This is a genomic window from Nocardiopsis mangrovi, from assembly GCF_042653925.1.
In the GTDB taxonomy this organism is placed as follows: Bacteria; Actinomycetota; Actinomycetes; order Streptosporangiales; family Streptosporangiaceae; genus Nocardiopsis_B; species Nocardiopsis_B mangrovi.
The window spans coordinates 24,721-46,532 of record NZ_JBHSFQ010000033.1; the positions used below are offsets into that span (position 1 = coordinate 24,721).

Genomic DNA, 21,812 nt, shown 5'->3' on the forward strand with positions numbered 1-21,812 from the left:
GATCGCGCCGAGGGGCGGCGGCCGCCGGCACCGGGTGCGGCGCCGTCCGGGTCAGTGGGGGTGGACGCCCAGCAGCGACAGCAGTTCGGTCCGCAGCGCGACGAAACCGGGGGCCGACCGGTCGCGGGGGCGCTCCAGGCCGACCAGGAGTTCGTGGGCGATGACCCCGCTGTCCATCACCAGGACGCGGTCGGCGAGCAGGACGGCCTCCTCCACGTCGTGGGTCACCAGCACCACGGCGCAGCCGTGGCGCTGCCAGAGCTCGGCGACGAGGTCCTGGGCCTTGATCCGGGTCAGGGCGTCCAGGGCCGAGAACGGCTCGTCGAGCAGCAGCAGATCCGGCTCGCGCACGAGGGCGCGGGCCAGGGCCGCGCGCTGGGCCTCGCCGCCGGAGAGGACCTTGGGCCACACATCGGTGCGGTGGCCCAGCCCCACCTCCTCCAGTGCCCGGACGGCGAGGCCGCGGTCGGGGCGCCCCGGCAGGCCGAGGACGACGTTGCGCCACACCCGTTTCCACGGCACCAGGCGCGGCGACTGGAAGCCGACGGCGCGCCTGCGGGCGACGGTCACCTCGCCGTCGATGGCCCGGTCGAGGTCGGCCAGGATCCGCAGCAGGGTCGACTTGCCGCATCCGCTGGCGCCGAGTAGCGCCACGAACTCGCCGGGCGCCACGTCCACGTCGAGCGCGTCGATGACCCGCCGTCCGTCGAAGGCGCGGGTCAGGCCGCGTACGCGCACGACGGCCCGCGCGTCGTCCCCCGCGCCAGGGCCCGCGGCGGGACCGGACGCCGATACGGCCGAGGTGGAGGAGGTCAGGTTCCGCTGAAGGCCGGTCGCCATGCCAGGAGCACCCTTTCCAGGAGTCGGACGATGAAATCGGCGATGAGCCCCAGGAGGGCGTAGAGCGCGAGGCAGACGACGATGACGTCGGTCTGGAAGAACTCGCGGGCGTTGTTCATCAGGTAGCCGATGCCGGAGGTGGCGTTGATGGTCTCGCCGAAGACCAGCGCCAGCCAGGCCGAGCCCAATGCGAAGCGCAGCCCCACGAGCGCGCCGGGCATGGCGCCCGGGAGCACGATGTGCCTGATGGCGCCGAACCAGCCCACTCCCAGGGTGCGGGCCGCTTCGATGAGGGCGGAGTCGACGTTGCGGATGCCGCCGTAGATGTTCATGTACAGCGGGAAGGTGACGGTGAGCGCGATGAGCGCGATCTTCGGCTCCTCCCCGATGCCGAACCAGATGATTAGCAGCGGGATGAGGCCGATGGTCGGCACCGTGCGCAGCATCTGCACCGGCGCGTCGATGATGTCCTCGCCGAGCCGGAAGAGCCCGGACAGCGTGGCGAGGACGACGGCGGTGGTGATCCCGATCGCCAGGCCGGCCAGGACCCGGCCGAGCGAGGTCAGCACGGCCTCTTGGAGTTCGCCCGTTGCGGCGAGGTCGGCGGCGGTGGCCAGCACGACCGACGGAGCGGCCAGGGTCTCGGCGGGGAGCGCGCCGGTGGCGCTCGCCGCCTGCCACAGCGCGACCAGGGTGATCGGGCTGAGGGTCTTCACCGCCCAGCGCGGTATCCGGCGGCGCCGCTCGGCGGCGCTGCGCACGGTCTCGGTCGCGATCGGCCCGTTCTGGCGGCGGGGTTCCGGGACGCCGCGGGGTGCGGCCGTGTCCGCCGCCGGAGGGGCCGCGGCGTCGCGGCGGGGGGCGGGGTCGCCCGCGGCCGGTCCCCGCCCGCCCTTCTCATCGGTGGCGCGCTGCCCGCGGGCGGTCATTCGCCGGCCGGGGGCGCGCCGGCGGCGATGTGGTCGCCGAGGTCCAGGTCCCGGTCGGCCAGCACACCGGCGCCGACCCAGGTCCCGTAGGTCTCCTGGAGCCGATCGCCCAGCGCGGCGTCGACCGGGATCCGCTGGTAGGAGGTGTTGGACTCGGTCACCTGCTCGGCGATCGCCACCGTCTGGCCGGCGAAGCCCGCGTAGAACTCGGCGTAGTCGTCGGGGTGCTCGCGCCCCCACGCATAGCCGGCGTCGACGCGCTCGGCGTAGTCGGCCAGGGCCTCGGCCGTCGCGGGGTCGGCCAGAGCGTCCCCGGTGGCGCTGAGCACGTTGTATCCGGGGAGCAGGCCCTCTCCGTCGACCAGGACCCGGGCGCCGAGCTCTCCGCGGGCGCGCTCCAGGTAGACCCCCCAGGTCGCCCAGGCGTCGATACCGCCCGAGGAGAACGCCGTGCTGGCGTCCACGGGTGCCAGGAACGCCGGCCGGACCTGGTCGGCGTCCATCCCCTCCTCCTGGAGGGCGCGCAGGAGCAGGAAGTGGGCGATGCTGCCGCGCGTCGTCGGGGAGACCTCGGCGCCCTCCAGGTCGGCCAGGGACCGCGCGTCGCTGTCTTCTGGGACGACCAGCGCGGTGCCCTTGCCGTCGTTGGACCAGGCGGCGTAGACCTGGATGTCGGAGCCGCCGGCGATCGCGCTGACCGTGGGCGCGTCGGCGGCGCCGCCGACGTCGATGGCGTCGGCCTTGAGGGCTTCGTGCAGGTTGACCGCTGCCGCGTACTCCGACCATTCGATCTCGTAGGGCACGTCGTCGAGGAGCCCCGCCTCCTCCAGAAGCGCTCGGGTGGCCCCGGTCTGGTCGCCGACGCGCAGGGTGACCTGGGAGATGTCGTCGGCGGGTCCGGCCTCGGCCCCGCCGCAGGCGGTGGCCGCGAGGAGGAGGGACGCGGCGGCCGCGGCGGCCGCCGCCCGCTGGTGCAAGGTCATCGGACGGCTCCTGAGCATCGGGGCGGGGTCATCCCGCCGCCAGTAGATCCCACAATGAGGTTGACTGATCGCACGATACAGGAATACCTACTAAATCAGTCAAGATTGTGGGTTGAATCGGCGTGCGGCCCGCGCGCTGCGCCGGGTCCTTCTGAGAGCGAGACTGGAGACCATGACCACCGACACCTCCGAACCGACGGCCGCCCGGTCCCGCACCGGGACGCAGTCGGTGGACCGCGCGATCGCGATCCTGCGCTGCTTCGAACAGGCCCCCACGCTCACCCCGACCCAGGCCGCCCACCGACTCGACCTGACCGTGAGCACCGCACACCGGCTGATGCGCGCCCTCAGCGAGACCGGCCTGCTGGGCCGCGACCCGGCGACGGAGAGCTACCACCTCGGCGTCACCACGGCCGTCCTCGGCCGGGTCGCGCTGGAGCGCCTGGGTGCCACCGCGATGCGGCCGGCGCTGGAGGCGCTGCGCGACGCCACGGGGGAGTCGGTCACCCTGGGCGTGCGCTCGGGGGACGAGGTCGCGATCCTGATGCAGTCCCCCTCGCCGCAGCCGCTGCGCTACGACCAGCACCCCGGCGCCCGCAACCCCGCCCACGTCTGCTCCATGGGCAAGGCGCTCCTGGCGTTCGGGGACCCCTCCCTCTCCCGGCCCGAGCCCTACCCGCGCTACACCGATGCCACCATCACCACCCGCGCCGGACTCGACGCGGAACTGGCCCGGGTGCGCGAGCGCGGCTACGCGCTCGCCGACCAGGAGCGCGTCGCGGGCGTCCGGGCCATCGCCGCACCGGTGCGCGACGCCTCGGGCGGGGTCTTCGCGGCCGTCGCCCTCCAGGTGCCCAGCGTCCGGTTCGGCGACGACCGCCTGGCGGAGCTGGCGGTCGCGGTGACGGAGGCGGCCGCCCGGCTCTCCGCCCTGCTCGGGGCGGACTGACCCGGCGCGGCCGCCGCGGGCCCCGGCGACCGCCCGGAACCGGCCCCCGGGAGGACGGCGCGTCAGGCCGGCGCCGCCCGCCGGTGCGCCAGCTCGGCGCGGACCAGCGGGAGCAGGTCGCGCCCGTAGGCCACGGCGTCCTCCAGCGGGTCGTAGCCGCGGATGAGGACGGTCGTCACACCGATGTCGACGTAGTCGAGCAGGGCCCGTGCCACGGTCTCGGGGCTGCCCACCAGAGCGGTGGAGTTCCCCGCGGCGCCGGTGGCCCTGGCCGTGGCCGTCCACAGCGCCCGGTCGTGGACCTCTCCCCGGTCGGCGGCGGCGAGGAGGCGCCGCGATCCCTCTCCGGACTCCCGCCCGAGGATGTAGGGGGCGCTGCCGTTGCCCGAGGGCGGAACCGCGCCGCCCTCGATCGCGCCCAGGATCGAACGGGCCCGTTCCCACGCCTCCTCGTCGGTGCGGCCCAGGATGGGACGGAAGGACACCGAGAACCCGACCTCCCCGGGGTCGCGGCCGGCCTTCCCTGCGGAGGCGCGCACCGCGGCGATCTGCTCGGCGGTCTCCTTCAGCGGCTCGCCCCACAGCGCGTAGACGTCGGCGTGCCGGCCGCCCACGCGGTAGGCGTCGGCGGAGGAGCCGCCGAAGTAGATGGGCACCCGCGGCCGGGAGAACGTGGGCACCTGCGATAGCGCCCCGTTCACCGTGTAGAACTCGCCCGAGAAGTCGAACGGATCGGTCGCCGCCCAGGTGCGCTTGACGACGTCGAGGTATTCGTCGGTGCGGCGGTAGCGGGTCTCCTTGTCGGTGTGGTCGCCGTCGCGCCGCTGCTCGGTGTCGCTGGCCCCGCTGATGATGTGCACGGCCACCCGGCCCTCGGTGAACTGGTCGAGGGTGGCGATCTTGCGCGCCCACACCGTCGGCGCGATGAAGCCGGGCCGGTGGGCGATGAGGAATCCGAGCCGCTCGGTGTGGGCGGCGGCGTAGGCCGCGACCGCGAACCCGTCGGCGTCCCAGGAGTGGTAGCCGATGAGGACCCGGTCGAAGCCGGCCTCCTCGTGCGCCTGCGCGAAGCGCCGCGTGTAGCCGCGGTCGAGGAGGGGACCGCGCCGCTTGCGGATCTCGGACTGGTCGGACGTCCGGATCATGCCGATGAACTCGACCATACTCACCATCCCATATTGCGCGAAGAAGCATCCATAATGTAGTAATTCCTAGTAACTAGGTCAAGATAGTAGACTAAACGGATCGGAGCCCGCGGTGACGAGTGAGACGTGCGGCGGCACCCCCCTCTCCCCTGACCACGCGCACGGCAACGGCGTCTGGCACGGACGCCTGGAGCACATCCCGGCGAGCGCGGTCAGCGGCGACACCGGCCAGACCTCCGGGATGCGCCGTTTCGAGGCGATCTCGGGCACGACCGTGGGCTCGCGCAAGATCTGGATGGGGCAGACCCACGTCGGCCCCACGACCAACTCCGGCGACCACCACCACGGCGAGGCCGAAACGGCGATCTACGTGGTCTCCGGCCACCCCTCGTTCGTCTTCGCCGACGGCGACGACGAGGTCCGCATCGACACCGGGCCGGGCGACTACATCTTCGTCCCGCCCTATGTCCCCCACCGCGAGGAGAACCCCTCCCCCGACGAGGAGGCCGTCGTGGTCATCGGCCGCAGCACCCAGGAAGGGATCGTGGTCAACCTGCCCAGCCTGTGGTCGACCGAGGGGATCCCGGCCGGCGCGGCGGACGGCGGCGACCGCGGCACGGAACAGGAGGCCAGATGAGCGCCCACGCCCCGGTGTCCGTCACCGAGTACACCGACCCCGGGTGCGTCGTCGCCTGGGCGAGCGAACCGCGGCTCCGGCTGCTGCGGCTGCGCTACGGGCACCTGGTGGACTGGCGCCGGGTCTTCGGCCTGCAGATCGCCGACGCCCTCGCGACCGACCCCGGTTTCCACCCCGAGAGGTCGGCTCAGGCCCACCTGGAGCGCTGGACGGAGGTCGCCCGCGCCACCGGCGCCCCCATCACCGGGCACCTGCACTGGACGCACCGCTCCACCGGCCCGGCGAGCCGGGCCGTGATCAGCGCGCGGCGCCAGGGCCCGGTGGTCGCGGACCGTGTCCTGCGCCGCCTGCGGGAAGCCCTCTACCTGGACGGACGGCCCGCGGACAGCCCCGGACGGCTGCGCGGCGCGCTCGCCGGCGTCCCCGGGCTCGACATCGGCGGGCTCCTGGCCGGCCTCGACACCGACCGCGCACACTCGGTGCTGCGCGCGGAGGCCGCCGAGGCGCGGCGCGTGCACCCGGCCACCGGACAGGCCGCCCGGGCCGGCTCCACCCCTTATCCGGGCCCGCCGGTGGCCGACGGAGCGGAGCACCGGTACGCCTTTCCGACACTGCTGTTCTCCTCCGCCGGGCGCACCGTGGTGCTGCCCGGGTACCGCTCCGTCGAGGAGTACGAGGCGGCGCTGTCGGACCTGTGGCCCGGTATCACCGAGGAGGCCCGCCCCCTTCCGTCCGCCGAGGAGCTGCTGGCGGCCCACGGCACGCTCACCGGCCCCGAGGTCGACCTGCTCGCCGGGGGCCGCCCGCCCCGAGGCGCGCTGCGCACACCCACCGCCAACGGCGACGTCTGGCGCCCGGCAGCGGACCCCGCCGCGGCACCGGCACGGAGCGCGGAGGGCGCCGCCCGGTGACCGAACCGAGCCCCCGCCGGGGCGTACGAGAAAGCGAGGCGCCATGACCAGGCCCGCACGGACACGCGAACCATCGGCCCCCGCCGCCCCGCGCCGGCCCGGCTCCCCACCCGGGACTCCCCCGGGCGACCGCCCCGACGTCGGCGCGGACGAGTTCCGCCGCGCCCTTGGCGCCCACCCGGCCGGAGTGGTGGTGGTCACCGCCGACGACGGCGGACACCCCGTGGGGCTGACCGCGACCTCGTTCACCAGCGTCAGCCTCGCCCCGCCGCTGGTGGCGTTCTACGTCGCGGCGTCGTCGTCCACCTGGCCGCGACTGCGGGGCGCCGGGCACTTCGCCGTCAACCTGCTCACCGAGGACCAGCGCGAGGTGGCCGCGCGCTTCGCCCGCCGCGGCGACCGGTTCGCCCCGCCCACCGAGTGGACCCGGGGGCCCGACGGAACCCCGCTGCTCGGCGGGGCGGCGGCCCACCTGTCCTGCCGCCTGCACCGGATTGAGGAGGTCGGCGACCACTGGCTCGTCGTCGGCCGGGTCCGCACCGCCGACGTGCACAGCGCCGCCCGCCCCCTCCTCTACCACCAGGGCGCATTCGGCGGACTCCGGCCGCTCCCCTGAGCGCGCGCCCACCGGGCGGCGGATGTGCCGCCCGGCAGGGGCGGGGACACGCAGCGCGGCGACAAGGCCCTCGGCTCGGTCGCCGACCGGCTGGGCATCACAGGGGAGGAACCGCTGGAACGCACCGTCCCCGACTTCGGCCTGAGCCGGGACGGGACCCGGACCGACCTGCTGGGCGGGCACCCGGTCACCTTGGCCCTTGGAGCAGGACGGCGGCCGCCTGGCGCTGATCCTGTCCAAGGCCCTGATGCCGGCCGGGGGACGGCGCCATCGAGGACGCGAGCATCACCGGCCGGATCCGCCGCGGACCGGACGGCCGGAAGGTCTCCCGCGGCGGCTCCCCGACCGGCGGCCCCCGGAAGGTCCGATCACGGCCGGACGGGGGCCGCACGGTTCCCCGGCGGCCCCGCCGAAGCCGCCCGTTCCGGCGAGGGTCATGCCGCCCGCGGGCCGGTGCCGCATGCGAAGTCCCCAATTTCCTGAAACCATTTCCACCGCATTTGACGGGCGACACGGTCGGATATTGGGAGTCGTCCGGCTCATACCGGTTTGGCACGCCCTTCATCCGATCGAATTCGATGAATTGCATTTCTTTTCTCGGATTATGCGGGTACGCTGCACGGAAGCGTCGGGTGCGTCCGATGAATGGGGGAATGCCGATCGCCTCAGCGCGTTCGTGACCGGTCGCAAGGCCGCCACCCCGGTGGCGGGAAAGGTGGGACGTTGGTCAAACTCGCACTCGTCTGCGGAGACGGACTCCCCGTCAGCGGTCTCCTCACCGTCTTCCGCAATGTCGTGACCCGTTTTCACGGGAAACCGGTCCCCGAAGAGCCCATCCCCGCCGACCTCGGCTACTCATGGCGCCCCGACAAGCCGGCCTTCTTTCCCGGCGGTGCCGGACCGGGCGCCTACCCTCCCTGGCTCGACGTGAGCCGGGCCCTCCCCTGCGCGGAGCCGGAACTCGCCGCCGAGCTCCTCGACATACGGTCCCGCGTCGCCCGGGCGGACGGTCTCGACCCCGCGGAGAAGGCACACCTGCACCGGCGCATCGAGGCTCTGGCCGCCCCTTACGAGTCGTACTTTCGCGAATGGCTCGACGAGCACGGCACGGACTGGGTGGTGGCCGTCAACATGACCCTGTCCGACGCCGTTCCGGTGACGCTGGCCCTCCACCGGGCCGCGGCGCGGCGCTGGGGCGGCGGACGGCCCGGCGGGGTCCTCTTCTGGGACCACGACCTGTTCGGCAGCTGCGCCGTGCACGAGGACGGCGAACGGCTCTATCCCCCCTCCCCCAACGAGTTCACGCCGTTGCCGGGCCGCCACCCCGCACACCGCTGGGCGGTGGTGTCGGAGGCGCTGCGCGACGAGGCGTGCGGATACCCCACCCCGCTGGAACCCGTCACCGTCCCCAACGTGCTCCCCGAATCTCCCCCCGAGGCGCTGGAGGACCGCCACGCGGAGTTCCTGGAACAGATCGGCGCCGCACCGGGACAGCCCCTGCTCCTGGTCCCCGTCCGCGTCTTCAGGGTCAAAGGGGTGGAGATCTCGATCCGGCTCTTCTCCCGCATAAGGCAGCTGAGCAGGGAGCACGGACGGCCGGAACCCCTCCTGCTGGTCTTCGGAGACCTCGGTGAGGACCCCGACTACACGAAGGAGGTCCTCGACGCGGCCCGGCACGAGGAGGTCCTGGACCATGTGCGGTTCCTGGACGGGGTACCCCTCCAGAGCCACCGGGCGGCGGACCGCCTCTGGCACCTCGACGAGGTCGACCTCCTGCGCGTGGGCGCCGCCACCGGCGGAGGGGTGCTCTTCACGCCGAACCGCCCGGACGTGGAGACCGTGGGCCTGGGGCCGGCGCTCGCCACCATCGCGGGCATTCCCAGTGCGGTCGGCGACTTCAACGCCTTCGGCGACATCTACGGCGACGCGTTCCTGTGCGCACGCCTGCCCGGGGACGGCGATCCGCGGGAGACGGCCGAGGAGATGCTCGGACTCATGCGCGCCCGGGCGGACGGCGAACAGTGGTTCACCGAGGGGATGCGGCGGAACCGGAAGCGGATCGACGCCCACTTCCCCGCCGGACCGTGGCGACGGCTCTGGGACGAATTGGCCGCCGAAGGCTCCTGACCGGATGTCCGAGCCCGCCCGTCCGTGGCACCGGCCGCGGCCCCGGCGCCGCCGGCGAGTGGCCGCCGCCGGCCCGGCCCCCTGCTCGGGAGCCGGGCCGGTCGGCTAGAGCAGGTACAGCCACGCGGTGAGCGCCAGGCCGGCGATGGCGACCACCCAGGTGTAGGGGATCGTCGAGAGCATGGAGTGCTCCGGGCGGACCCCCGCGTACTGGGCGCTCCAGACGGTCTGGGTGCTGGTGGGGTCGGAGACCCCGAGCACCTGGCCGTAGGAGGCCATCATGCCCAGGACCGCGGACGGCGGGTAGATGCCGCCGGAGATCAGGACCCCCGCCACCCCGGCGCCCAGGCCGAAGATGTTCATCGGGCCGCGGTAGAGGCACAGCGGCACCAGGACCGCGAAGACGGCGACGAACAGCCACGGGCTGCTCGGGCTGATCGCGGTGACGATCGGGTTGAGGGCGTCGATAGCGCCGGGCAGGTTGACGGCCGCCAGCAGCATGCCGATCGCGATGAACAGCACGATCGGCGGCGCCGCGACGTCGAAGGAGCGGTAGAGGGTGCGCAGCGCCGTCGACGCCATTTCGCGCCAGCGCACCGCCGTGACCAGCGCGAACACCAGGCCGGTCAGCAGCGCCGGGATGATGGGGATCTCCAGGCCCAGGGCGAGCGCGATCGGCACGACGGGCGTGAGCAGCGCGTACCAGGGGGCGTCGCCGCGGCGCTCGCGGCGGCGGGCCGCGCGGCCCCGGGCGCCGGGCCCGTCCGGGCCGGTCTCCGGCCCGCTGCCGCCGCCGTCCGCCCCCGAGGCGCCCGCCGGGACGCGCACCGCCCAGGTGTGGCGGGCGCCGCGGCGGCGCATCTCGATCAGGATGTAGGCCAGGCCGCCGGCCACCGCGATCGGGAACATCCGCAGCTGGAAGTGCTGCACGGTCGAGACGGGCACGCCGATGGCGTCGGAGAGGAACTGCCAGTTGATCAGCTCCAGCGGCAGCCCCGCCGCGATGCCGACCAGCACGGTTCCCGCGGCCACCACCGGCGGCACCCCGACCGCGATCATCGCGGGGATGCCCACCACCCCGGCGAGCATCGCCGCGGGGGCCGAACCGGTGATGCTGCCGCACAGGATCGCGACGGCGAACACGCCGACGGCGACCACCGACGGCCGCTCTCCGCCGAACTCCACGATCTTGCGGACGAGCGTGGAGGCGATGCCGGCCTCCGACATCAGCGTGCCCAGCCAGCAGCCGAGCAGGATGGCGACCATGGTGGGCGCCAGCCTCGCGGCGCCCTCCTGGAGGACGGTGCCGGTGACGCTGCCCTCCTCGCCCGTCAGCGGCGCGCCCGCGATCAGCGCGATGGCGACGGACATCAGGATCAGGGCGAAGGCGGTCGGCAGGCGGCGTGTGAGCATCAGCCCCACGCCCACCGCCATCACCGCGAGGATCGCGAACGCGGTCATGCTGGGCCTCCGGGGAAGGGGACGGACGCCGGCGCCGCCGAGGCAGGGGGACCGGCATGGGCGAGGGTCGTGGTGAGGGCGGCGGTGAGCAGCAGCGGGCTTCGCCGCATCCGGCCGCGCCGGCGGGCGTAGGCGTGCGCGGCGATCTCGTCGGCGCCGACCACGTGCCCGCGGATGCGCAGCCGCCCCACCGCGGCCGCGGTGTGGTCGAGCCGGCGCCGCAGCTCGCGGCCGCGGGCGCCGTGCAGCAGCCGGTGCGCGCGCTCGTGGTGCAGGGCCGCGGCGCGGACGGCCTCCCGCGGGAAGTCCGCCGCCCAGCCCGCGGCCTCGGCGACCCCGTGCGCGTAGTCGAGGGCGTCGGTGTAGAGGACGACCGTGCCGCCGCGCGCCCGGTGGCGGTACTCCGCGAGCAGCACCTCGTCGCGGCGGAGCCCGCCGGCGGACTCGGTGACCTGGAGGTCGGTGCCGCCGTCGGCCGCGTCGGTGTCGTCGGCCATCTCCGCGCCGACCGCGAGGGCGGTGCGCGCCCACTCGCGCAGCCGCTCGGGGCTCCTGCCTTCGTGGGTGGGCGTGGCGGCGAGCAGCCGGGCCGCGAGTTCGACGTCGTCCAGCGCGGCGAGCTCGGCGTAGCGCTCCGCCGGGGCGTAGCGGCGCGGCGCGGCGCGTCCGGCGGGTGCGGGGGTCGGCGCGCTCACCGTCGCTCCTCCATGATCGCGACCAGTTCCTCGCCGGGCATGCGCCCGTTCGTCTCGGTCGCGGCCAGCGCGATCAGGTGGCCGGCGTCGAGCACCCCGGACAGGTCCACGAGCTTGGGGCCCACCAGCAGCCACACGGCCGGGGCGCGGGAGCCGCCGTCGCCGTAGGAGGTGCGTTCCTCCACCAGCTCCTTGAGCCGCGCGTCGGCCGTGCCCGCGGTCATGGTGTCGACGCGGGCGTCGGCGCTGTGCAGCCGCACCACGCCCTCGGTGTCGACCACGCGGACGCGGGTGCGCTCGCGGGCGAAGCGGCGCGCCAGCCCGGTGGGGCGGTGGGTGTGGCCGAGTACGCGGTACTGGGCGGTCGCGGCCAGTTCCCGCACGTCCCCGGGCGCCACTCCGAGGCTCTCGGCCGCCCTCCGGCGGGCCTCCTCGGTGCCGATGGCACGCGCGCGGTCCTTGGTGCGCAGCTCGGTGGCGCCGGTGGCCACCGCGGAGACGAGGTTGCGCTGCGGGTCGACCGTGACGTCCACCTCGACCGTGGCGGGGTCGGCCCCCTGGCGCAGGACGGCCTGCTCGGCCTCGGTGCGCACCGCCAGGACGTCGGAGTGGCCGGCGCCGGGGATGATGCGCTCCACCGATTCGCGCACCAGCGCCAGGGCCACCCCCAGCGGGCTGATGACCTCGCTGTGCGCGGCGATGCGCGCCTCCAGCCGCATGCGCGCGCCCAGGTAGGGGGTGACGGTGGCCGCGCCGCCGCCCCCGCCCACCAGGGTGCACACGTCCCGGTCGAGCCCGTGGTCGGCGATGAGTCCGGCGACCGTGGACTCGATCCGGTCGGTCGCCCGCCGCAGCACGGCCTGGGCGGCGCTCTCGACGTCCGTGCCCAGTTCGCGTGCCAGCGGCTCCAGCGCGGCGCGGGCGGTGGCGGGATCGGCTCGGGCGTAGTCGTCTTCGGCGACGAGGGCGGCGGCGTTGGCCGCGCAGGTGAGGGTGAGCGCGAAGCGCCCTCCGGCGGCCTCGATGACGGCGTAGTCGGCGGGATCGCCCTCCCGCGGGCTGATGCGGACGAGGCGCGCGTCGCGCAGGTCGTCGGCCGCGGCGAAGCAGGCGTAGGACAGTCCGGCGATGTGCGCGCTGCGCGGGCCCACGTCGTCGACCTTGGCCCCGCCCCCGCGCGCCGTGCCCAGCCGCACCAGCGACCCGCCGCCGACGCCGACGGTGCGCACGTCCAGCGCCGACAGGTAAGTCTCCTTGCCGCCGAGGCGCGCGTGCCGGATCTGCACCCGGCCGCGGCGGATGACGCTGATGTCGGTGGAGGTGCCGCCGGTCTCCAGGAACACGCCCTCGCTGACCTTCTCGCCCATCAGCGCGCCGGCCACCCCGGCGGCCGGGCCGGAGAGCACGGTCAGCAGCGGCCGGGAGCGCATCTCGGCCAGCGACATGACCCCGCCGTCGCAGCGCATCACCATGAGGGGCGCGCTGACACCGGCCTTGGTGATGCTGCTCTCGACCAGGTCGGCCGTCTCCAGCATGCGCGGCATCACCCCGGCGTTGAGGACCGCGGTGCGGGCGCGCTTGCCGAGCCCGTAGAGCCGGGTGATCTCGTGGGTGGCGGTGACGGGCATGCCCGCCTGCCCGGCCGCCGCCACCACCGCGTCCTCCCCTTCGGGGGAGTCGACGCTGAACGGCTCGACCGCCACCAGGACATCGGCGCCTTCGCCGCGCAGCCGGTCGACGGCGGCGCGCGCCTCGCCCGGCCGTTCGGGGTGCTTGAGGCCGGCGTAGCGGATGGGCAGGGGGCGGCCGGAGTCGAGCTTGAGCCGGGCCAGCGACCGCAGCCGGCCCGTGGCGAAGGCGTCGTAGCCGGTGCCGATGCCGACGATCCCGACCGTGGCGACGTCGCCTTCGAGCAGCGCGTTGGTGGCCTGGGTGGTGCCGTGGGCGAGGAAGGTGACGTCGCCGGCGCCGACGCCGATGTCGGCGAGCAGGCGCTCCAGAGCGGCCATGATGCCGTGGGCGACGCCGTCGGCGTGGTCGTGGCTGGTCGGCACCTTCGCCTGGCCGAGCAGCTCGAAGGTGTTCGCGCTGACGGCGACGGCGTCGGTGAAGGTGCCGCCGACGTCGATGCCGATGCGTACGGCCGCGCCTTCCGGTCCGGCGGCTTCGGCCGGTCCGGAAGGGGGATGGGGTTCGGTCGTCATATCCGCGCCTTTCATAGGGCGGGGGTGGGAGGGTGGCGGGGGAGGCCGCGGGCTCCTCCCCCGGAGGGCTGTCAGTAGCCGTGCACGTCGGGCCAGTGGCGTTCGACGCCGGTGCGGTCGAGGAGGGAGCCGAACCGCTCCAGCAGGTCCTCCTTCTCGCGCACCGCGTGCGGGCGGGTGCCGTTGTCCAGGGAGAAGGCGGCGAGGAGCCCGGCGCTCTCGCCGATGTTCCACTCGACGGGGTGCAGCCGGAAGCAGCCGTTGGTGATGTGGGTGGTGCCGGCGTTCTTGCCGGCGGGCAGCAGGTTGCGCATGCGCACCGGGAGCAGTGCGCCCAGTGGGATCTCGAAGGGCACGCTGGGGATGTCGATGTAGGTGTCGCCGCCGGTGGAGGGGTGCAGGTCGATGCGGTAGCTGCCGATCCCCACCGAGTCGTGGCGGCGCGTGATGCCGTAGGGGCCGACGAGGTCCATCGCCACGTCGTGCTCGGTGACGGTCGTGACGGCCTTGATGCGGCGGGACTCGCGCACGTAGGCGGCCTTGGCCAGGCCGTGCTCGGCGCCGGTGACATCGGGGCGGGGCCGCAGGCCGGGGAACCCGGTGCCGCCGTCGATGCGGGGGGCCTCGGTCTGGAGCCAGTACAGCACCGACAGGGACAGCTGGCGCGCCTCCTCGTGGGCCTGGCGCACGGTGCCGGCGTCGGCGTGGCCGTCGATCTCCAGGGCGGGCTTGAGCCAGTAGTCGTTCAGCGGCCAGTTGGCCAGCGTGATGTCGGAGTCGAACGCCCCGGCCAGGTGCAGCCTGCGCGCGAGGATGCGGCGGAATCCCCACAGCTCCTTGTCGCCGGCGTCGGCGCTCTGGTCGGCGGCCACGTCCAGCGGGTCGGTATCGGGGTTGGGGACGAACGTGCGGGTGACCGGTTCGAGGGTGCGCGGGTCGGGTGCGGTGAAGCCCACCAGCGGCCCGGGCCAGAAGTCCGGCCGGTAGGAGCGCCAGAAGTCGTAGAGGGCCGGGCGCTCGATCGTGTGGTCCTCGCCCTCGTGGTGGGAGACGGCGAAGCAGTAGGTGATGCCCTGGAGGTTGGCGGGGTCGGCCGTCTCGGGGGCGTGCGGCTCGCCGTATTCGGCGTGGGACTCGGCCCCGGTCACGTACTCGGCCCCGGTCAGCGGCAGCAGGTCGCCGTTCTCCGTGGCGTCCAGCACGTACGCCGCCTGGACCGTGTGCCGCCGGCCCTGGGCGTCTTCGAGCTCGACCGCGCGCACCTCGTCGCCGTCGGTGTGGGCGGCGACGGGCCGGTGGCCGGTGAGCAGCGTGATGCGGCCGGCGGCGCGGTGCGGAGCCAGCAGCTCCTCCAGCACGGCCAGGGCCACCCGGGGTTCGTGGCAGAGCTTGCTGACCCGTCCGGCGCCCGGGTTGAGGAGGGGCGACGCGGCGGCTTGGGCGCGCAGGGGGTAGGCGCGGCGGTAGTAGGCGCGGATGCCCTCGCGCACCTGCCGGTAGGAGGCCGTGCAGCCGAACCGCTCGATCCAGGGGTTCTCGTCGGGCGGGACCGCCTGCGAGGTGAGCTGGCCCCCGATCCAGTCGGTCTCCTCCGAGAGGACGACCCTGCGCCCGGACCTCGCGGCGGCCAGGGCGGCGGCGACACCGCCGAGTCCGCCTCCGACGACCAGGATCTCGGTACTGCTCTCCGTCATTGCGCGCCTTTCCGTGGTGGGTTGCGGAGGACGGGGGTGGGGGACGACGATGCGAGGCGGCGGGTCAGCGCGCCGGGGGCGGCGGGCCGATGGTCGTACCGGGCACGGGTGCGCAGGCCAGCAGGAGGTGCCGCCGCGGGGTGGGGGTGCCCTCGATGAGGTCGAGCAGCAGGCGCACGGCGGCGCGCCCCATCTCGCGCATGGGCACGCTGAAGCCGCTGATCTCCCCGGCGGTCCCGAGGGCTGCTCCGGCGGGGGCGGCGGGGGTGCCCAGCAGGGCGAGCGAGAGGTCGCCGGGGCAGCTCAGGCCGGCGCGCGCGATGGCGGCGGTGAGCCCGGACAGCGCCGCGCCGGTGTCGGTCTCCTCGGTGATGACCGCCGTGACCCCTGCGTCGCGCCAGCGCGCGAGCCGGGCGTCCACGTCGCCCCCATCGGTGCGCTCGACCAGGCCGGCGGTCTCGATCCCGGCGCCGCGGGCGCCCTCGACCACACCGCGCTCGCGGTCGGTGGAGGCGGGGGCGTCGTCGTTCTCGCGCAGGTAGCGGACCCGGCGGTGCCCCTGCTCGGCGATGCGCACGGCCACCTCGGCAGATGCCGCGACGTAGTCGGCGCCGACGTAGCTGATACCGGGCTCGTCCCGGCGGCCGATGTAGACGAAGGGGAACCCGTCGTCGCTGAGCCGGCGGATCGGGTCGTCGGGCACGTGGCGGCCGAAGAACAGGCAGCCGTCGGCCGCGCGGACGCGGCGCACCGCGGCGGCGTGGCTGGTGGTGTCGGCGGCACGGCTGGCGCCGGTGAACAGGATCAGGTCCTGGCCCTGCGCGGCGGCCTCCTCCTCGACGCCGACGAGCACGGGGTAGTAGGAGTGCGCCACATCGGTGGGGAAGGTCGTGCTGAACGTGTAGAGGCCGAGCATGCCGTTGCGCGCCGCGGCCAACCGGGTGGCGACGGGGTCGGGCACATAGCCCAGTTCCTCCGCGGCGCGCAGCACCCGCCGGCGCGTCTCGGCGGCCAGCACCACGCCGCTCTCCGTCCCCCGGAGCACCAGGGAGACCGTCGCCTGGGACACGCCCGCCGCCCGGGCGATGTCGGACTGGCGGGGCTTGGCCCGGCCGGTCGGGCGCGACGGCTTCGACGGCCGCGGCACGGTGTCGGACACCGGCGGTCTCCTCTGTTCGCGGGCTAATGCGGATTAGCTCACGACTTTGATCTGCGTCACAGTCGCGCGTCAAGAGTTTCCGGCTGATTTCCGGCGAAGTCGACGAAGTTTCGTTAATACGTATTAGGTCCTTGACTACGGCATCGAAACGGGTCGAAGCTCACGTTCCGACACCCGGGCGCGCCGCCCCCCGGCGCACCCCGGAAGGGAGCCTCATGCCCGAGACACCGCCCGAGCCCCGCCCCTCGACTCCCGCGAACGACACCCACGGAATGGACCGCCGCGCCGTGCTGCGCGGAGCCGCCGCGGCCACCGCCGCCGGCGCACTCGGCGGGCTCGCCGCCTCCCCTGCCGCCGCGTCCACCGCATCCGCCACGACCGCCGCGGGCGCCTCGACCGCCGCGGCCGGCGTGCTGCCGGAGTACAAGTTCGTGCGCAGGGCCCTGAACACCGCGAACCTGGCCTACAACCCCACGGGCGAGTTCATCTTCCCCTGCCTGCGCGGGACGGCCGGGCGGCTGTCCAACGCCCCCGGCCGCTTCCTGCTCTACTACGCTCCGCACGACGCCCCCGGCGGCATCTGCCTGGCCTACGCCGACACCCCCGAGGGCCCCTACACCGAGTACCCCGACAACCCGATCGTCGGGCGCGTGTGGTCGCCGCACTACTCGGTCAGCCACGTCTCCTCGCCGCACGTCATGTGGAACGAGCAAGAGCGTGAGATGTGGCTGTACTTCCACGGCGAGAACACCACCACGCGCCTGGCCCGCTCGCGCAACGGCATCGACTTCACCTACGAGGGCGTGGTGCTGAACACGTCGATGCTGCCCTCGGGAACCACCGAGACCTCCTACGCCCGCGTGTTCGAGCACCCGCTGTCGGACCGCGGGTCCCGTTACGTGATGGTGTTCATGCGCAACGACAGGAGCAACCGGCGTTCGATCGGCTGGGGGTGGTCGGCCGACGGGATCACCTTCGACTTCGACCCCCGGCCGCTGATCGACCACGAGGCGGTCGGGGTCACCGACGTGTCGGGACCGCACGTGGTGGAACAGGGCGGCACCACCTACGTCTCCTACCACACGAGCGAGGGCGACATCCGGGTCACCGAGGTCGGGCGCGACTTCTCGCGGCGGCGCCACCTCGGCGTCGCGCACCGGCCCCTGGCCGGAGCGCCGGACAACGGGCGCTCGGCCGCACCCTCGTACGGGACCCACCTCGGAACCCGGTACATGATCTACGAGGCGGGCAGCCGCCTGGGCGCCACGATCGCCGTCGCCCGGGCGTGACCCCGCGCCGGGCCGGCCGCCCCCGCCCGGACCGGAAGTGCGGGACTCCCCACCGCGCTTGAGCGACGGCGCGGGGCCCGAGCGCCGTCCGCTCGGGCCCCGCGAGGGGGCCATCGGGCGTGTGACGCCGAGCCCTTCCGGCCGGCCCGCGTGTGGAGGCCTCCTGCGGGCCGCTCGGCGGCGGAACCGTTCGACGGAGGAGGCCCGGGCCCGCCGGCCTCCTCCGCGGCGGTGCCGGCCCCGGGTCGGCCTCGGCGCGGCGGCGGTCAGCCCGGGATCATCCACGTGAACAGGTGCGCTTGGGCGAGCGTGAGAAGGCCGACGACCGCGGTCAGCGCCACCGACCACCAGAACGTCTCGCGCAGCAGTGCCGACTCCCGGCCGGTCTGGCCGATCGCGGTCGCGCCGACCGACAGGTTCTGCGGCGAGATCATCTTGCCCATCACACCGCCCGAGGTGTTCGCGGCGCCGGCCAGCACCGGGTCCACGCCGAGCTGCTGGGCGGAGACCACTTGCATGGGGCCGAACAGGCTGTTGGAGGAGGCGTCCGATCCGGTGAGGAAGACGCCCAGCCAGCCGACGAACGCGGCGAAGAAGGGGAACAGGAACCCCGTCTGCGCCAGTGCCAGCCCCAGCGTCGAGGTGGCGCCGGCGTAGTTCATCACGTGCGCGATCGCCAGGATCATCATGATCGTGGCCAGGGCCCAGCGCATCTGGACGAAGGTCTGCCAGTAGACCCGCACCAGCACGGCCGGCGTCGCGCGCATCCACAGGCCGGCGATGACGGCGGCGAGGAGGGCCACCGAGCCCGCGGAGTACAGCAGGTCGATGGTGAGCACCGCCGGGTAGGGCGCGTCGGGCGAGGTGATCGGCGCCACCCGCACGACGCGTTCGTGCAGCCCGGGCCACGGGATCTCCAAGGTGGCGCTCTGGAGCCACACGGTCACGTTCGCCCACGCCGGCAGGGCGGGGAACAGGCTGCCGATCCGCGACACGAGGATGACGGCGACGAGGATCAGGTACGGGGTCCAGGCGCGGATGCCGGTGTGCGCGGGGGCCGTTGCGGGAGCGGTGGCGGTGGCGGCGCCCGTCTGGGGGGCCGTGCCGCTCTGCTCGCTCTCCTCACCCTCGAACCGCCACACCGACGGCGGCCGCCACACCCGCATCAGCAGCCACAGCGCACCCATGGCGGTGAGCGCGGCCACCACGTCGACCAGGCTGGGGCTGATGTAGTTGGCGACCACGAACTGCATGGCCGCGAAGCTCGCCCCGGTGACCAGCACCGCCGGCCACACCTCCCAGGCCCGCCGCCACCCGGCCAGGACCACCACCATGAACGCGGGGACGATGAGCGACAGCAGCGGCACCTGGCGCCCGGTCATCGCGGAGAACAGCTCGGTGGCGGTCTCCGGATCCATGTCCATGAGCGGCCCGGCCACGGTGCCCAGCACGATGAGCGGGTTGCCGAGCCCGCCGAACGCCACCGGCGCGGTGTTGGCCAGCAGCGCCAGAACGACCGCTTTGACCGGCTGGAAGCCGAGCGCCGCCATCATCGCCGCCGTGATGGCGATGGGAGAACCCCCGCCCGCCACCCCTTCGAGGAGCGCCCCGAAGCCGAACGCGATCAGCAGCGCCTGGATCCGGCGGTCCGGGCTGAAGCCGGCCAGCGCCGCACGGATGCTCTCGAACCGGCCGGTCGCCACCGTGACGTTGTGGAAGTACACGGCGTTGAACGCGATCCAGGCGATGGGCCATAGACCGAAGACCAGGCCGAGCACGGTCGAGGACGCCAGCAGGTCCACCGGCATCCGGTAGACGGCCAGCGCCACCACCAGCGCGGCGCCCAGCCCGAGCCCGGCCGACAGGTGCGCCGAGCGCCGGGCGACCCCGAGTGCGACGAGCAGTACCGCGATGGGCAGCGCGGCCAGCAGCGCGGATCCCCACAGGCCACCGATCGGTTCGTAGTTCTGCACCCAGCCCATGCGGCTCGCTCCGCTCTGTGCGTGGTCGGCTTGGGGAGTCGGTCGGAGGGAACGACGACGGGCCGCGCCCACGAGAATCGGAAAGCGCTTTCAGTTCGGGGTCGACTGTAAGCGCGGCCACAGCGTCACGCAAGGGGTGCGCTGCGCTCCGCCCGGTGCCGGCGGGCGATCGGACCGCGGACGGCGGGCGCGCCATCCGCACCGCGGCCCTGGTGCGTGCCGGACTCCCCGCCGTCCGGACACCGGGTCCCCGTACACGGGGACCCGGGCCATGGCCGCGACGGGCGCTCGCCGTTAAGGTGTGCACCCCGAAAGGCCGCCGATCGCACGGAGGTGCCATGCCCCTGAAGCTGAGGTTGCTCGCGGTCACGCTCGACTGCCCTGATCCGGCGGCTCTGGCGTCGTTCTACCAGCAGGCCACCGGGTTCGAGCTCTACCCGGAATCGGACGACCACTTCGTCGGACTCGTCCGCGGGGACGGGCTCATCATCGGCTTCCAACGGGTCGACGGCTACCGTGCTCCCAGCTGGCCGGACCAGACGGTCCCCCAGCAGTCCCACCTCGACTTCGCCGTGGCGGACGTGGACGCGGCCGAGGCCCGGCTGCTGGAACTGGGCGCGGGCAAGCCGGACCACCAGCCGGGCGGCGACGGGTGGCGGGTCTTCACCGATCCGGCCGGCCACCCCTTCTGCGTGTCGCGGGACCGGGAGGGCGATCCGGCCTGACGGCCCCCGGCGTCATCCGCCGGGGTGGCGCGGGCGCGCCGGAACGCACCGGGTGCGTTCCCGTTCCCCGCGGTCGCCGGTGGGCTCGCGGAACCGCGATTCGTTGCCGAACGGGTCGATGGCCGCCATCGTCGGCCCGCCCCCAGCGGGCCGCACAGGCCGGCCCGGAGTACGTGCGGAGATCGCGCCCGTCGCGGGAGGGTGCGGCCGGGTTCCGCCGGGATTCCGAGGCCCGGCCGGCCGCGGCCCCGCCGGACGGCCGCCGCGCGGGTGCCCGCGGGCCGCTTGACCCTGACACCGTGGCAGGCCCTGGACTGGGGGGCGCCATCTCCGCCGCCGGCGGTCCCGGAGGCGGCCGGCGCGTTGCGCCGGCTCCGGTGCGCCGGCCGATCGAAGGGTTCGCGCATGCTCGCCTACACCGGTTCCGGCCCCTACTGCTACACCCACTCCCTGCGGATGGTGATCGGCCCCGACGCCCCTTCGCCGGCCGTCATCGAGACGCTGACCGGCTCGCCGTTCGGCGCCCAGCTGGTCGCGGGCGTGCTGCCGTTCTTCGACCCCTACGGCTGGGATCCCGAGATCGGCCTGGACACCGCCATCGACCTGCTCGGCTGGACCTGCGAACACAGCGCCGGCGGGACGGCGGACGCGGCGCTGGCCCGGTTGCGTGCGGCGTGCGCCCGCGGCCCCGTCCTGGTCGGCCCGGTGGACATGGGGCTGCTGCTCTACCGGCCCGGCACCCCGGCCCCCGGCGAAGGGGACCACTATGCCGTGGTCCTCGCCTTCGACGGCGCGACCGTGCTGCTGCACGATCCGCACGGCCACCCCTACGCCACGCTGCCGGCCGGGGCGTTCGCCGACGCCTGGCGGGCGGATTCGGTCGATTACACCGACGCGCCCTTCGTGATGCGCGCCGCCTTCGCCCGGACGCGCGCCGTGGACCCGGCCGCCGCGCTGCGCCGATCGCTGCCGGGCGCCGCCCGGTGGCTGGCCGGGCGCGACGACCGGCCGGCGCCCCGCGCAACGCTCGGCGGCGCCCCGGCCCTCGAAGCACTGGCCGCGCAGGTCGAGCGCGGACTCGACGCGCGGGTGCGCGACCTGCTGGCGGCGTTCGGCGTCCGCCTCGGCGCCCGCAGGCTCGGCGACGCGGCCCACTGCCTGTCCCTCCTGGGCCTGGAGCGCTCCGCGGCCGAGGCGGCCGAGCAGTCGCGTGCCTTGGGCGCCCTCCAGCACCCCCTGGTCACCGGGGATGACGAGGCACTGGCATCGGGCCTGCGCCGGGCCGCGCCCGGCTACGGCCGGCTCCGCCGGGCCCTCGAAGCCGAGCTGGAGCTACCCGCCTGATCCCGCCCATGTCCGGCACGTGTCCGGCTCCTTGGGCCACCACGGCGTCGCCCAGGTCGTAGCGCGGGATCGGCTGGACGCGGGGTCGTCGTGGCGGGGGCGGGCGCGGGGTCGTCGCTCAT

18 protein-coding genes are annotated in these 21,812 nt (G+C 74.4%); 8 read left to right on the plus strand and 10 right to left on the minus strand.

The genetic code is table 11. The annotated features are described in order from the left end of the window. Window positions 1-51: 51 nt before the first annotated feature. Genes ACFO4E_RS25180 through ACFO4E_RS25190 form a run of 3 tightly spaced genes read right to left on the minus strand, consistent with a single transcriptional unit; the run spans window position 52 to window position 2,752 of the window. Entirely contained in the window at window positions 52-840 is a 789-nt protein-coding gene (locus ACFO4E_RS25180) for an ABC transporter ATP-binding protein (protein WP_378578891.1), read from the minus strand. Further along, window positions 813-1,769 (minus strand): ABC transporter permease, encoded by a 957-nt coding sequence (locus ACFO4E_RS25185; RefSeq protein ID WP_378578893.1) that lies wholly within the window; start codon window positions 1,767-1,769, stop codon window positions 813-815. Before ACFO4E_RS25185 ends, ACFO4E_RS25180 begins: the two co-directional genes overlap by 28 nt. Next, window positions 1,766-2,752, minus strand: a complete 987-nt coding sequence (locus tag ACFO4E_RS25190; RefSeq protein ID WP_378578895.1) for an ABC transporter substrate-binding protein — start codon at window positions 2,750-2,752, stop codon at window positions 1,766-1,768. Before ACFO4E_RS25190 ends, ACFO4E_RS25185 begins: the two co-directional genes overlap by 4 nt. Before the next feature lie 172 nt (window positions 2,753-2,924). Between ACFO4E_RS25190 and ACFO4E_RS25195 the strand changes: the two genes are divergently transcribed. Further along, window positions 2,925-3,701 (plus strand): IclR family transcriptional regulator, encoded by a 777-nt coding sequence (locus ACFO4E_RS25195; RefSeq protein ID WP_378578897.1) that lies wholly within the window; start codon window positions 2,925-2,927, stop codon window positions 3,699-3,701. Window positions 3,702-3,763: 62 nt separating this feature from the next. Here the strand turns inward: ACFO4E_RS25195 and ACFO4E_RS25200 are convergent, their stop codons facing one another. Beyond that, entirely contained in the window at window positions 3,764-4,864 is a 1,101-nt protein-coding gene (locus ACFO4E_RS25200) for an LLM class flavin-dependent oxidoreductase (RefSeq protein WP_378578899.1), read from the minus strand. A gap of 94 nt (window positions 4,865-4,958) precedes the next feature. Between ACFO4E_RS25200 and ACFO4E_RS25205 the strand changes: the two genes are divergently transcribed. The 4 genes from ACFO4E_RS25205 (at window position 4,959) to ACFO4E_RS25220 (ending at window position 9,137) form a co-directional block, all read left to right on the plus strand. Next, window positions 4,959-5,483: a cupin domain-containing protein gene (locus ACFO4E_RS25205; protein WP_378578901.1), complete on the plus strand. Its 525-nt coding sequence runs from the start codon at window positions 4,959-4,961 to the stop codon at window positions 5,481-5,483. After that, window positions 5,480-6,394 (plus strand): DsbA family oxidoreductase, encoded by a 915-nt coding sequence (locus tag ACFO4E_RS25210; protein ID WP_378578903.1) that lies wholly within the window; start codon window positions 5,480-5,482, stop codon window positions 6,392-6,394. Before ACFO4E_RS25205 ends, ACFO4E_RS25210 begins: the two co-directional genes overlap by 4 nt. Window positions 6,395-6,437: 43 nt before the next feature. Continuing rightward, a complete protein-coding gene (locus tag ACFO4E_RS25215) occupies window positions 6,438-7,010 on the plus strand; it encodes a flavin reductase family protein (protein WP_378578904.1) in 573 nt (190 codons plus the stop codon). A 723-nt stretch (window positions 7,011-7,733) separates the two neighbouring features. Beyond that, window positions 7,734-9,137, plus strand: a complete 1,404-nt coding sequence (locus ACFO4E_RS25220; protein ID WP_378578905.1) for a glycosyltransferase family protein — start codon at window positions 7,734-7,736, stop codon at window positions 9,135-9,137. Window positions 9,138-9,242: 105 nt separating this feature from the next. Here ACFO4E_RS25220 and ACFO4E_RS25225 read toward each other — a convergent pair whose 3' ends face one another. From ACFO4E_RS25225 to ACFO4E_RS25245, 5 genes are all read right to left on the minus strand, one after another. Beyond that, entirely contained in the window at window positions 9,243-10,598 is a 1,356-nt protein-coding gene (locus ACFO4E_RS25225; protein WP_378578907.1) for a transporter, read from the minus strand. After that, window positions 10,595-11,293 (minus strand): hypothetical protein, encoded by a 699-nt coding sequence (locus tag ACFO4E_RS25230; protein ID WP_378578908.1) that lies wholly within the window; start codon window positions 11,291-11,293, stop codon window positions 10,595-10,597. Before ACFO4E_RS25230 ends, ACFO4E_RS25225 begins: the two co-directional genes overlap by 4 nt. After that, window positions 11,290-13,497, minus strand: coding sequence for a hydantoinase/oxoprolinase family protein (locus ACFO4E_RS25235; protein ID WP_378578909.1), 2,208 nt, complete (start codon window positions 13,495-13,497; stop codon window positions 11,290-11,292). Before ACFO4E_RS25235 ends, ACFO4E_RS25230 begins: the two co-directional genes overlap by 4 nt. A gap of 71 nt (window positions 13,498-13,568) precedes the next feature. Then, the gene (locus ACFO4E_RS25240; protein WP_378578911.1) at window positions 13,569-15,191 is read right to left on the minus strand and encodes an FAD-dependent oxidoreductase; all 1,623 of its coding nucleotides are present in this window, start codon (window positions 15,189-15,191) and stop codon (window positions 13,569-13,571) included. A gap of 64 nt (window positions 15,192-15,255) precedes the next feature. Further along, window positions 15,256-16,350 carry a LacI family DNA-binding transcriptional regulator gene (locus ACFO4E_RS25245; RefSeq protein ID WP_378578912.1) on the minus strand — a complete coding sequence of 365 codons (1,095 nt, stop codon included), beginning with the start codon at window positions 16,348-16,350 and terminating at the stop codon, window positions 15,256-15,258. A 215-nt stretch (window positions 16,351-16,565) separates the two neighbouring features. On the opposite strand from ACFO4E_RS25245, the gene ACFO4E_RS25250 reads away from it, so the two are divergent. Continuing rightward, the gene (locus ACFO4E_RS25250; protein ID WP_378578914.1) at window positions 16,566-17,639 is read left to right on the plus strand and encodes a glycoside hydrolase family protein; all 1,074 of its coding nucleotides are present in this window, start codon (window positions 16,566-16,568) and stop codon (window positions 17,637-17,639) included. 266 nt (window positions 17,640-17,905) lie between these two features. On the opposite strand, the gene ACFO4E_RS25255 is transcribed toward ACFO4E_RS25250, so the two are convergent. Further along, window positions 17,906-19,621 (minus strand): L-lactate permease, encoded by a 1,716-nt coding sequence (locus ACFO4E_RS25255; protein ID WP_378578915.1) that lies wholly within the window; start codon window positions 19,619-19,621, stop codon window positions 17,906-17,908. A gap of 338 nt (window positions 19,622-19,959) precedes the next feature. Here ACFO4E_RS25255 and ACFO4E_RS25260 point away from each other — a divergent pair, with 338 nt between their 5' ends. Together ACFO4E_RS25260 and ACFO4E_RS25265 are read left to right on the plus strand one after the other, a co-directional pair. Then, complete coding sequence (locus ACFO4E_RS25260) at window positions 19,960-20,346, plus strand: VOC family protein (protein ID WP_378578916.1); 387 nt, start codon at window positions 19,960-19,962, stop codon at window positions 20,344-20,346. A 405-nt stretch (window positions 20,347-20,751) separates the two neighbouring features. Then, the gene (locus ACFO4E_RS25265; protein ID WP_378578918.1) at window positions 20,752-21,690 is read left to right on the plus strand and encodes a hypothetical protein; all 939 of its coding nucleotides are present in this window, start codon (window positions 20,752-20,754) and stop codon (window positions 21,688-21,690) included. The last annotated feature ends 122 nt before the right edge of the window (window positions 21,691-21,812 follow it).